A 12196-nucleotide genomic window follows, 5' to 3' on the forward strand; every position below is an offset into this window, starting at 1 on the left:
CTCTACTTAAATCTTACTTTAATTGAGTTTCCATGTGCTGTTAACCCTTCTGTATCCGCTATCTTAACAATCTTATCTTTAATCTTCTCAAGTTCTTCTCTGCTGTAATAAATATATGAAGTCTTCTTTATAAAATCATCTACAGAAAGTGGCGAGAAAAATCTTGCTGTTCCACTTGTAGGAAGAACGTGATTTGGTCCTCCCATATAATCGCCTAATGGTTCAGGTGAATATTTCCCAAGAAATATTGATCCAGCATTTTTTACTGATCCTAGGTATTCAAATGGATTTTCTACCATAAGTTCTAAATGTTCTGGTGCAATGGCATTAGCTAATTCTATTGCTTCTTTTAAATCTTCTACTAAAATTGCTGCTCCATAGTTTTCTAATGATTTTTCTGCAATTTCTTTTCTTGATAACTTATTAAGTTGATTTTGTACTTCTTCTTCTATTTCATTTATTAATCTTTCACTTGTAGTTACAAGTATTGATGCTGCAAGTACATCATGTTCACTTTGACTTAATAAATCTGCTGCTACGAAAGTTTTATCTGCAGTATCATCAGCAACTACTAATATCTCTGATGGTCCTGCTATACTATCTATATCTACTGCTCCATAGCATAGTTTTTTAGCTGTAGCTACAAATATATTTCCTGGTCCAACAATTTTATCTACTCTTTTTATTGTTTCTGTTCCGTGAGCTAATGCTGCTATACCCTGTGCTCCACTTATCTTATATACCTCATCAACACCAGCAATTTTAGCAGCTGCAAGTATTGCTGGTAGCTGACTATTACTTCCTGGTGTTATCATAACTACTTTTTCAACAGAAGCAAGCTTAGCAGGGATTACATTCATAAGTACTGTTGAAGGATATGCCGCAGTGCCCCCCGGTACATATACTCCAACTCTCTCTAATCCTCTTACCATTTGACCCATCACTTTTCCTGCTACTGGTATATAACTAAACCCCTGTTTTATTTGATTCTTATGATATCCTTCAATATTAATTTTTGCTAACTCTAAAGCTTCAATTAATTCTTTATCACAACTATTATAAGCTTCTTCTATTTCTTCTTTTGATACCTTTATATCTTCTAAAGCAATATCTTTTGAATCTTTATAATCAAATTTCTTTGTATAATGAAGTAATGCCTTATCTCCTTTTTCTCTTATTTCAGAAATAATTTCTTTAACTGTATTCTCTACATCTTTTTCTACATTTCCACTTTCTCTTCTTAAAGATGATAAATACTTAATCCCTTCATTATATCCTTTTATAATTCTCATATTCTATTGCTCCTTTCCATCGATATATTCTTCAATGCTATTTACTATCTCCATCACTGCATCTTTTTTCATCTTCATTGATGCCTTGTTAACAATTAACCTTGCACTTATATCGCAAATATCTTCTAAAACTATAAGTCCATTTTCTTTTAAAGTAACACCAGTTTCTACAATATCCACAATTCCGTGTGCCATACCCAAAATAGGTGCAAGTTCAACAGATCCTTCTATCTTAATAATTTCTACATCTTCACCTTTACTCTTAAAGAATTCCTTAGCTACTTTAGGATATTTTGTTGCAATAACCCTTTTTTCATAGCTTTGAAAATCTTTATATTTAGGTAATGATGCTAATGAAAACTTACATTTACCAAATTTTAAATCAGCCACTTCATAAAAATCTCTATTTCCTTCTAATATAGTATCTTTACCTACAATCCCCATATCTGCAACACCATGTTCTACATAAGTTAAAACATCTACAGCTTTTACTAATATAAATTGAATATCTTTATTTTTACTCTTAAAAACAAGCTTTCTTCCCTTATCTTTTAAAGATTCTACATCAACACCAATATTTTCAAATATCTCAATAGCTTTTTTTTCAATACGTCCCTTTGTTAACGCTACTGTTATTGTCATTTATTTCACCGCCCCTAGATCTTCCTCTATAATATCTTCTTTATTTATTATCATAATTTTACTAAACCCTTTAGCTCCCCCATAGCTTCTTGATTTCTCTATATCTTCATAAAGAGATAGTTCTACTTCATATCCCTTTGAAATCAATTCTTTTTCCTTTTCTAAAGCAATTTTCAATTGATCTAAATCGTAATGAATTAATACCTTGTTTTTTCTTTCAATATTAGATTTATTGAATAATACTTCTAATATATTATTAATTTTGAAAGCTAAACCTGCTGCCGGTGTCTTTTCGCCAAATTCACAAAATACCTTATCATATCTTCCACCACTTAAAATCTCTTCACCGAAATTATCAACATAGCCTTTTATAGTTATTCCAGTATAATAATTTAAGTTTGAAACCATTCCAAGATCTATTGATATATACTTTTCATATCCTAATTCTTTTAATGCATTATAAATATTTCTAAGATTATCAATATCATTTTGCAATGCATCTGGTATATATTGGCTAACCTTATCTAATATATCTACTTCACCAAATAACTCTGGTAACATTCTTATAAGATTCTTACTTTCTTTAGGAAGCGCCACTCCTTCTTCTTTTAAGAATTCATTTATAAGTCCAATATTTTTATTTCTTACTAGTCTTGTTAATTTTTCTTTTCCTGAATCATCTATTTCTATAGACTCTATAATTTTTCTATAAAAGTTACTTTCCCCAAGTTCAATTTTAAAATTATCTAGTCCACAATTTTTAAGTGCCTCAATAGCTCTTAAAATAAGTTCAATTTCGCTTCTAATTGATCCTTCACCTATAATTTCAACACCGGCTTGAGTAATTTCACTATCTTTACCACTGAAACTATCTGACGGTGTAAATACTTGTCCACTGTAGAAAAACTTCATAGGCAATTGATCAACTTTTGATGCTACTACTCTAGCTACTGGTATTGTATAATCCGGTCTAAGAACTAAAATTCTTCCCTTAGCATCAAAAAATTTATACATGTTCTCCTGTGGAATACCGTTATCTTTAAAATCAAATACATCATAAAATTCAATAGTTGGAGTCTCCACTTGATGAAATCCACTATTTATATAAGTATTTCTAATACTATTTTCTATTTCTTTTTTTAATGAACACTTATCAAAAAGAATATCCCTAGTTCCTTCTGGGATATAATTTCTCCATTTTTTCATAGCCCCACCCACTTTATTGTTTTATCACTTTATCACACTAAATTATTAATATGATATTATATCATATTATATTACATGTCAATAGTTTACTGTAAAATTTATATATTTGAAAACATAGATAAAATCCTTCTATTTACCTTTTAATTTTATCTATATTAGTTTATTATTTTTTATATTTTTAAAAGATTTCCTTCATTTTAGTCATTTGTTAAATAATCAGATTCATATTCTATTTTTATGTTGTCTGCAATTTTAAAACTAATCTTCTTTACATTTATTGTCATCAAATTGATTTTATTTATAAATATTGTATGTTATTATATAATAAGTTAAAATAAAGTTAAATTGTAAATTTCATATGAATTTTGTTGTAAATATAAACTTAATTATCTATGGAGGTGAAGTTTTGAAAAAAAACTCAATTTCTAATATTAACAATAGTGAAGAATCTATGAATATAAAAAGAAGTAAAAAAAGAAAAAGAGGATTTTTGCCTAAACTTAGTAAATCTAAAAAAATACTATTATCAGTATTTTTAATAATTATATTAGTAGGATCACTAAGTACTTATTTGCTTTTTAGTAACTTATTCAAAAAAAGTAACTCTGTAATTTACACAAATAAAATTACTACAGAAGAAAAAGATATTAATGACTCAAATGAACATTTAGATGTGGAAACAAAGATTAAAAACATTTTATTAATAGGTGTTGATAAAAGATCCGGGGAAAATATCGGTAGAACAGATTCTATAATGATTGCCACTGTAGATCCAGAAAATAATAGCATTAAGTTAACTTCTGTGTTAAGAGATACATATGTTGAAATTCCTGAACATGGATATAACAAAATTAATGCTGCTTTTGCCATCGGTGGTGTAGAATTATTATCAAGAACTCTAAAATATAATTTCAATATTACTCTAGATAACTATATTACTATTGATTTCTTTAATTTTCAAAATGTTATAGATTCTATCGGCGGTATAGAAATTGATGTTAAAGATACTGAAGTTAATGAAATAAACAAGTATATAAAAGAAGTAAATGGTACAAACTCTACTTTATTAACAACACCTGGCTTACAAGTATTAAATGGCCAACAAGCTTTATCTTATTCTAGAATAAGATATGTGGGAAATTCCGATTTTGAGAGAGTAGAAAGGCAAAAAAGAGTTATGAGTGCCTGTCTTGATAAAGTTAAAAATATGGAAGCTTTAGAATATCCTAAATTGCTATCATCAGTATATGGGTCTATAGATAGTGATATGACTTTAGCAAATATCATTACAATGGGAAATACCGTATATCAAATGGAAAATTTGCAAGTGCAAAATTTAAGAATTCCTTCTGATAATAATATTACTTTAGGAGATATGTATATTGGTAGTGATAAAGCATCTGTAGTTTTTCCTGATCTTCAAGCTACTACAGAAGAGGTATTAAACTTTATTTATCCTGGACAAGACTTTTCCACTGTAACAGTTCCCGATAATAGTATTCAACGTAGTAAACTAATTTTAAATTAGAAAAGAATAAGAGTGAATAAGTAAGAAGATCAGTTCAAAGTGTGGCAGCTTTTTTCAGTAAGTTTGAAGAGCAAAAGTAGGTCACAAGTATGAGGGCACAAGGCACAGGTATAGATGAAATTCTTGCAGAATTTCTGAAATTTTAAGTGTTAAGTTGAATGTTATAAGTTAAACTATGTCTCTTGCTTAGATCACAGTTAATATAAAAGTCATTACATAAAGTTCATGAAAGTTGCACTTTCATGAAACTTTGGTTACAAATTATATATCTATAATAAATATGAAAACATTTTTCTTTCCGCAGGATTATAATAAAATTCCTCGCAAAGAGGAATTTTTACCTTACTTGTGCCTTGTGCCTTCTAACCTGTGCCATAATAAAAGGAACTACCGCTCACAAATTTTCATTTATTAATGCAACATCCACCATTCACTCTTACCTATTCCCTAATTCTACGCTGCCATATTTACTAATTTCAATGTTAGCTTTTCAGTATCAACATTAAATAACTTATTAAGTTCCATATTAAATAAATTATACATTTCTTTATATTCCTTCATATGTTTATATTCTGATAAGGGAACCTTTTTCATAAACTTTATATGCCTATTTATATCTTCCTGCATTTCTATAATGCTTTCTATAGATGAATAATATTCTACATATTCTTTTATTTCTTCCATAGATAAAAATCCTGATAAATTTGAGAGTACTAAAGTCCAATGTTCTATAAAAGTTACATCAGGAACCCTCTTTAACTGCCAATTTTTGTTTTGAAAAACTTTCTTTGTTCTTTCTATATCTGCAATTACCATTTTAGAATAATCTTTTCCCATATCTTTATTTTCTTTTAAGCAAAATTCATTAAAATACCAATATATAATCTTTATAGTGATAATTGTACCTACAAAAATACCTATTATTATTGATATCATTGATAATATAATTGTAGAAGATTGAAAAAGTCTATCTACTACTATGTACATTGCAATTAGCGCTATTATTATAGTAATTCCTGCCACTATATAGGATGTTTTTAATTTTTCATTAAGTTTTTTTGCAAAAATTGCTATATTATTTTTTCTCCACTGAGGACTTAATATTGATTCTTCCATAATTATCACCCCTATAAATAATTATAAGCATAAAGGAAATATTTGTAAAATATTTCCTTTATGCTTTTTCCGACTTTTTATATTTTTTTATTATATAAACTTTTATATTTATATTTCTTTTTATATTAATTAATGTAGAATTTAATTATTTAATATACTTATTTGAAAAAACTTTAATATCTTATTTCTCCTAATTTTAAATTTGGTGTTGCATTAACTTCTAATGGAGTTGCACCTATCTTCATATATTGATAATAAGCTGCAGCACCTATCATAGCCGCATTATCTGTACATAATACCGGTGATGGAAATAATACTTTAATTCCTGATTTTTCACCTTTTTCTTTTAATACTTCTCTTAACTTAGAATTACATCCTACGCCACCAGCTACTGCTATAGTATAATTTTTTTTGTTTTTGCAAGCTTTTATCCCATTATCAACAAGAACTTCTACAACAGATTTTTGAAAAGACGCTGCAATATCTTCTACTTTATATGTCTCACCTTTCATTTTTGAATTATTTATATAATTTAGTACTGCTGACTTTACTCCGCTAAAAGAAAAATCAAGAACTTTATCATCATGGAAATTTGCTTTAGGAAACTTTATAAAATCTTCATTTCCTTCTTTTGAAACCTTATCTACCTTAGGCCCACCTGGATATCCAAGTCCAATGGCTCTAGCTACCTTATCAAACGCTTCCCCAGCTGCATCATCTCTTGTTTGACCTAGAATTTCATACTCTCCATAATCTTTTACATATGCTATAAAAGTATTTCCTCCGGAAACTACTAATGTTATAAATGGCGGTTCTAACTCTTTATGTTCTATATAATTTGCTGATATATGACCTTCAGTATGATTTACAGCAATTAGTGGTTTATTTAATGAATAAGCCAGTCCTTTTGCATATTGTAACCCAACTAATAATGCTCCAACTAGTCCTGGTCCATAAGTTACAGCAATAGCATCTATATCTTCAAAAGTACATTTACTTTCTTCTAGAGCCTTTTTTACTACTACTGATATATTCTCTATGTGTTTTCTAGATGCTACCTCTGGAACAACTCCTCCAAATTTAGTATGTATATCTATTTGTGATGATATTATATTGGATAATACCTTTCTTCCATCTTCAACTACCGCTGCTGAAGTTTCATCACAACTACTTTCTATTGATAAAATCTTCATGCTATACCTCCACTTTTCTAATCATTATATATTATACCCTTATAATTTATCCGATTCAATTCATTCACCTTTTTATTAAATCTATCATAATCTATTGTATAAAGAAATTAATAAACAAACAAAAGGAGAATGTAATAATGAGTAACGAAAATAGATGTAATAGAGAAAGAAACCATAATCATGAATTTATAGGAAGTACTAAATTAGCTGAAAGAGGCGAAGAAAGACACAATCACCGTTTTGCAGGAGTTTCCAGTTTAGCTATTCCATGTGGAAGATCTCACTATCATGTTCTAGAAACAACAACTGACTCTCTAGATCATATTCATAAAATTTGTGTAAAGACAGGATTAGCTGTTTATCTTGAAAACGGAGAACACGTTCACTTTGTTGAAGCTTCAACATCTTGCAGTGACGGTCACTCTCACTGTTTTGAAGTTGCTACTTTAATATCAAGTCCTTTAGTATAGATTATTATGGGGCTATCGCAATAACGATTAAGTTTCGTGAGCGAGAGCCCACATTCTTATCAGCGCACAGTCTACAGTTATTGTAATTTGTAAATTGTGCACTGATAGTCATCAGTACAATAGCACTTTACTACATATTTAATATTTAATATTTATGATATAATAACTTTTATAAAAGAAAAATAGGAGATTATACATGAATAGTTATGCAAAAATAGTAGTTAAAGGATCTCCCATATCCAAATCAAACTTTAAATTGGTAAACTCCAATGGAAGATCCATATTGCCAGTATCATCAGGTAAATATCATGATAGATATGCAATATATGAAGAAACCATAGCTTTTGAAGCTAGGGCTCAAAATCCAAACATAGTTTTAGAAGATGGTCTTATTGCTGTACTTAATGTTTACTATAAAAGTGAACTTAGACATCCTGATACAAATAATATTCCAAAATCTATTTTTGATGGTATAGAAAAAAGTGGTCTTATAATAAATGATTCTCAAATAAAAACTTTAGTTATAAATGAATTTTATGATAAAGAAAATCCAAGATTTGAATTAGAACTTTTCTCCGAAAGTCAATATTCGTTAGATTTCTCTATTGTAAAACGAGATACTCCGATAACTAGTAAAAAATATTCACCACCACCAAATAGAAAATCAACAGTAATTAAACCAAAAGAAATTACTGCTTCTAATAAAGATATTTGCTCTTTATGTAATAAACCACTAAAAAAAGGCGAAGGAGTTTCAATAAATAGAGGAACAGAATTTATTTGTACAAATTGCCTTAAAAAGTCCTTCTAAAATCATTTTAAGCATATTTAAGAACAATATAATGGAGCTATCGCAATAACTTGCAACAGCTCCATTATCATTTATATAATATCAAATTTTATTTCTTTCATATCATAACTTAACATAGATTTTTTTAGCTTTAACTTCATAGTTTCACCAGAATATAACATTTCAAATGGAACTCTTATCTTCTCTTCCCCATCTATGTACATCACAATATTCCCTTCTTCACAATATGTAAATGGTCTAAAACTAAAAGTTATCTGTTCTTGTGCATTTTTTAAATTTATATGACTTGGCGATACAAATATAATATTTTCACCGGCAACAACATCTATATCTTCTAAAGAGAATCTCTCACCATTAAGATATCTCACAGCATTTTTTCCTGCCATAATTGCTTCCTCTGTTATATCTTCACTATAATCATGAGGATATAATACATTACCTATAGCAAAAATTCCATCTATATTAGTTTCATAACTTTCATTAACATTTACTCCTAATGTGTTACTATTTATTTCTCCACCTAGCTTTTCTATTAATATACTTTCTGGCTCATTAGAAGCTGCAATGATAAGAGTATCACAAGGTATATATTTTTCTGTACCTTTTATAGGTGTCTTATCTTCATCTACTTCTGATATTGTTAATGCTGTTAATCTCTCATTTCCTTCTACCTTTAGAATTGTATGACTGAACAAAACTGGTATATTAAAATTCTCTACGCATCTTTCATAATTTTCTAATGTTCCTTTTATATTAGGTGTTACTTCTAATATCATTTTTATTTTAGCACCTTCAATTGTAAGTTGCTTTGCTATAACGAGACCACTGTCGCTACTACCGAATATAACCACCTCTTTACCAGGTATATATCCTTCTCTACTTATAAACCTTTGGGCAGCTCCTGCAGTATATACTCCTGCCTGCTTATTACCAGGTATATTAGTTATACCTCTTGGTCGCTCTCTATATCCTGTAGCTAAAATTATTGTACTGCAAGAAATATTATATACTCCTTCTTCACTTACTATTTTTATTATTTTATCTCTTGTTATATCCAATACCATGGAGTTTAACTTTATATCTATTTTAAGTTCTTTAATTTCATCTATCAACCGTTGGATAAATTCTGGACCTGTTATCATTTCTTCATAATAACCTTTTCCAAAAGCATTATTTATATTAAAATTAAGCATTCCACCTAATTCTTCTCTTCTTTCTATTACTAAAACTTTTTTAGCTCCCTCTTTTTTAGCTGTTATAGCACTTATAAGCCCAGCTCCACCGCCACCTATAATAACTGCATCATAATGGACCATTTTATACCCTCCACTATTTTTTATTTCCCTACTAATTATACCTTTTTTCTATTCACTATTCCATATAATGAATAAAAGTAGGATTAAAACAAATACTATTAATGTCCCCTAAAAATATCATATACCCCTTTATCCTATAATTTCCTATTGGAAATTTAATCTTACCCAATACTTAACCCTTTAATTACATAGAAAGCTGTTGCACAAAATGTGTAACAGCTTTTTTTATAAGTCCTTATTACAGTAAGAATCTACTTCTACACCTCTCGGTTCTACAGCTGTCGAGAAAACAATTTGCGTTTCTGTATTACCAAACCTTTGAAGTTGTCCAATAAATAAATCTAACTCCATAGTAGTATTATATGCAACTTTAAGTAACATAGAATATTTTCCAGTTACACAGTTACATTCTATTACATTCTTACATTTAGCGATAAAGGGATAAAATTCCGGTTTATCTTTTGGATCTACTTCTAAATTTATAAATGCAGTTATATTATATCCTAATTTTAATTTATTAATATTAGCTGTATATCCTGTGATTACACCTAGCTTTTCTAATTTCTCAATTCGTGCTGATACCGCTGGCGGTGATAGAAAAACTTCTTCTGCAAGATGTTTTACCGGATATCTAGCATTTTCTTGTAAAAGTTTAATCAATTTTAAATCAATTTTGTCCATACATATTCCTCCATTGCCATATTTAGTATTTACAATGCAAAAAAGGCGTATTGATAGGAAATAACTCCTCAATACGCTTCATTGCATCTTATACTATATATTGTATATTTATATAATAAAGTTTTTTCCTCAAAAATACAATATATTCTAGAATTTTTTTTATTTTTATTAAGATCTTATTTCGATGTCACTGTAAAGCTATCCATTAATGTCCAACCCCAGTTCTTTTGAATTCTTATAGTATTCTTTCCTGCTTTTAAATCTATTGTTCCGACAGAAACACTTTTAAAAGTACTTGTCTTAGGAAATTCAACATCTTTTATTTTGCTTCCATTTACATATAAAGTTTCAATTTTCTTATCATATGGAGATGCATATCTTATATCTAAGTTATAATTTCCTCCTTTTGGAGCATCTATTGTTACTTCTACATAATCTCCATCAGTCTCCATATCATCAACATAACCACTTCCACTATAACCGCTTATTTTGTTATTTGAATATACTCCATGTAATATGCCTTCTTCAGCTTCAACTGTTATACTAGTAGCAGTAGTTGTTGTGTTACTACTATTTATCTTTTCTACCTTAATTGAAGATGTAATATTATCAAAGTTATGTTTATTTAAGTCACTATTATTAGATTTTTTCACCAATTTATTTCCTTTAAAATTATCATCTTCATATAGTGTTATCTTATATCCTGACTTTACTTTTACTGCTGAAACCCAGTCATTCTTTATTCCTAATTTCTTCATTTCGCTTAAAGTATAAGTCCCAACTTTAAGATCTACTTTTTTTCCCTTATATTTAACCTTTTCATAAACTGTTGCTATAGCTTCATCTTCTATATCAGTAGTATTTCCATTATCACTACTTCCTGAATATACAGAACAGATTTTAGATGTATTCTTAATTCCATCTTTGTAATTTAATAATACATTTCCCCACTCACTAAATGAGTTTCCTGACCAATCATTTGCTATATCAAGATATTTCCATTCATCACCATTACCATACCATGACCATCCAATATACCCTACAGATTTTTCTTGACAATAACTCATAATTGTTTTTTCATCTACATCACCATTTGTATGCTTTATTCCAAACTCACCAATGCTAAGTGCTAACCCTTGATTTAATACACCGTCTATATTGTTTTTAATAGTGTCTGCATCTCCTCCAGCATATTCATACATATGTATTGAGAACATTGTATTTTTTTCTGAATCTGCATTAAATACTTCCTTGCCATAGTTATGTATAGATTTTGGATATTGTCCCCAACCCGCACAGTCAATCATGATAGTATTTTTGATACCAGCATTTCTTAACTTCGGAATGGCTTGTTTATATCCTTCTGCCCACTTCTTACCGTCCCAAGTTCCAAACCATTCATTTGCAATATTTAATATCACTGTATCTTCTTTCCCTATTAATGCATCTTTCATTTTCACCCAGTAGCTCACTGCATTATTTAACTTTGAAATATCATCTGATCCTGTTGCATCATGAACTTCTACTACTGCTACAAGTTTATTTTTTTCACAAAGAGAAATAAGATTTTTTAAAGTATTTATATCATCATATCCCCATTGTTCTCCATCACCTACAGCTATCCTTACAGTATTAGCTCCAGTCTTTGCAATAGCTGATATAGCCGTCTCTTCATTACCTTTGTACCATGCATGAGCATGATTTATACCTCTCATAACGAACTCTTTACCATTTGCATCATAAAGCTTAGTTCCTTCTACTCTAAATCCGCTTTTAGAACTCGCTGCATATGCTGTCATTGATGTTGCCATAGCTACTACTTGCGCTAATACTATTGTAGCGACAATAATTTTTTTCTTCAATTTAGCTAAAAATTTTGCCATTTCATCATCTCCTTAAGTAACATTTTTCACCTGTTCTACATTTTATTATAAAATATGA

At 29.1% G+C, this 12196-nt stretch carries 11 protein-coding genes; 3 read left to right on the top strand and 8 right to left on the bottom strand.

All coding sequences use genetic code 11. The annotated features are described in order from the left end of the window. Positions 1–2: 2 nt before the first annotated feature. The 3 genes from hisD to hisZ are packed head-to-tail and all read right to left on the bottom strand — an operon-like array spanning position 3 to position 3140. Positions 3–1292, bottom strand: a complete 1290-nt coding sequence (gene hisD, locus CM240_RS08900) for a histidinol dehydrogenase (protein WP_044038504.1) — start codon at positions 1290–1292, stop codon at positions 3–5. Between the two features lie 3 nt (positions 1293–1295). Further along, on the bottom strand, positions 1296–1934 hold the full coding sequence (hisG, locus tag CM240_RS08905; protein ID WP_044038506.1) for an ATP phosphoribosyltransferase: 639 nt from the start codon (positions 1932–1934) through the stop codon (positions 1296–1298). After that, complete coding sequence (hisZ, locus tag CM240_RS08910; protein ID WP_044038508.1) at positions 1935–3140, bottom strand: ATP phosphoribosyltransferase regulatory subunit; 1206 nt, start codon at positions 3138–3140, stop codon at positions 1935–1937. 406 nt (positions 3141–3546) lie between these two features. Between hisZ and CM240_RS08915 the strand changes: the two genes are divergently transcribed. Next, positions 3547–4668 carry an LCP family protein gene (locus CM240_RS08915; protein WP_051483778.1) on the top strand — a complete coding sequence of 374 codons (1122 nt, stop codon included), beginning with the start codon at positions 3547–3549 and terminating at the stop codon, positions 4666–4668. Between the two features lie 453 nt (positions 4669–5121). Here CM240_RS08915 and CM240_RS08920 read toward each other — a convergent pair whose 3' ends face one another. Both CM240_RS08920 and tsaD read right to left on the bottom strand, forming a co-directional pair. Then, positions 5122–5784, bottom strand: coding sequence for a hypothetical protein (locus tag CM240_RS08920; RefSeq protein ID WP_044038510.1), 663 nt, complete (start codon positions 5782–5784; stop codon positions 5122–5124). Between the two features lie 173 nt (positions 5785–5957). Then, positions 5958–6977 (bottom strand): tRNA (adenosine(37)-N6)-threonylcarbamoyltransferase complex transferase subunit TsaD, encoded by a 1020-nt coding sequence (gene tsaD / locus CM240_RS08925; protein WP_044038512.1) that lies wholly within the window; start codon positions 6975–6977, stop codon positions 5958–5960. Positions 6978–7114: 137 nt separating this feature from the next. On the opposite strand from tsaD, the gene CM240_RS08930 reads away from it, so the two are divergent. Then, complete coding sequence (locus CM240_RS08930) at positions 7115–7447, top strand: YmaF family protein (RefSeq protein WP_044038514.1); 333 nt, start codon at positions 7115–7117, stop codon at positions 7445–7447. A gap of 196 nt (positions 7448–7643) precedes the next feature. Continuing rightward, complete coding sequence (locus CM240_RS08935; RefSeq protein ID WP_044038516.1) at positions 7644–8258, top strand: RusA family crossover junction endodeoxyribonuclease; 615 nt, start codon at positions 7644–7646, stop codon at positions 8256–8258. A 71-nt stretch (positions 8259–8329) separates the two neighbouring features. Here CM240_RS08935 and CM240_RS08940 read toward each other — a convergent pair whose 3' ends face one another. The 3 genes from CM240_RS08940 to CM240_RS17240 all read right to left on the bottom strand — a co-directional run bounded on the left by CM240_RS08940 (position 8330) and on the right by CM240_RS17240 (position 12138). Continuing rightward, positions 8330–9574, bottom strand: a complete 1245-nt coding sequence (locus tag CM240_RS08940; protein ID WP_044038518.1) for an NAD(P)/FAD-dependent oxidoreductase — start codon at positions 9572–9574, stop codon at positions 8330–8332. A 225-nt stretch (positions 9575–9799) separates the two neighbouring features. Further along, complete coding sequence (locus CM240_RS08945) at positions 9800–10255, bottom strand: Lrp/AsnC family transcriptional regulator (protein ID WP_044038520.1); 456 nt, start codon at positions 10253–10255, stop codon at positions 9800–9802. A gap of 176 nt (positions 10256–10431) precedes the next feature. After that, positions 10432–12138, bottom strand: coding sequence for a cellulase family glycosylhydrolase (locus tag CM240_RS17240; protein WP_084485404.1), 1707 nt, complete (start codon positions 12136–12138; stop codon positions 10432–10434). Positions 12139–12196 lie beyond the last annotated feature (58 nt).

Source organism: Clostridium bornimense (assembly GCF_000577895.1).
GTDB classification, from domain to species: Bacteria; Bacillota; Clostridia; order Clostridiales; family Clostridiaceae; genus Clostridium_AN; species Clostridium_AN bornimense.

Coding starts and splice junctions, on each gene's coding strand:
- hisD (WP_044038504.1), bottom strand. CDS start 1,292: ATGAGAATTATAAAAGGATATAATGAAGGGATTAAGTATTTATCATCT.
- hisG (WP_044038506.1), bottom strand. CDS start 1,934: ATGACAATAACAGTAGCGTTAACAAAGGGACGTATTGAAAAAAAAGCT.
- hisZ (WP_044038508.1), bottom strand. CDS start 3,140: ATGAAAAAATGGAGAAATTATATCCCAGAAGGAACTAGGGATATTCTT.
- CM240_RS08920 (WP_044038510.1), bottom strand. CDS start 5,784: ATGGAAGAATCAATATTAAGTCCTCAGTGGAGAAAAAATAATATAGCA.
- tsaD (WP_044038512.1), bottom strand. CDS start 6,977: ATGAAGATTTTATCAATAGAAAGTAGTTGTGATGAAACTTCAGCAGCG.
- CM240_RS08930 (WP_044038514.1), top strand. CDS start 7,115: ATGAGTAACGAAAATAGATGTAATAGAGAAAGAAACCATAATCATGAA.
- CM240_RS08935 (WP_044038516.1), top strand. CDS start 7,644: ATGAATAGTTATGCAAAAATAGTAGTTAAAGGATCTCCCATATCCAAA.
- CM240_RS08940 (WP_044038518.1), bottom strand. CDS start 9,574: ATGGTCCATTATGATGCAGTTATTATAGGTGGCGGTGGAGCTGGGCTT.
- CM240_RS08945 (WP_044038520.1), bottom strand. CDS start 10,255: ATGGACAAAATTGATTTAAAATTGATTAAACTTTTACAAGAAAATGCT.
- CM240_RS17240 (WP_084485404.1), bottom strand. CDS start 12,138: ATGGCAAAATTTTTAGCTAAATTGAAGAAAAAAATTATTGTCGCTACA.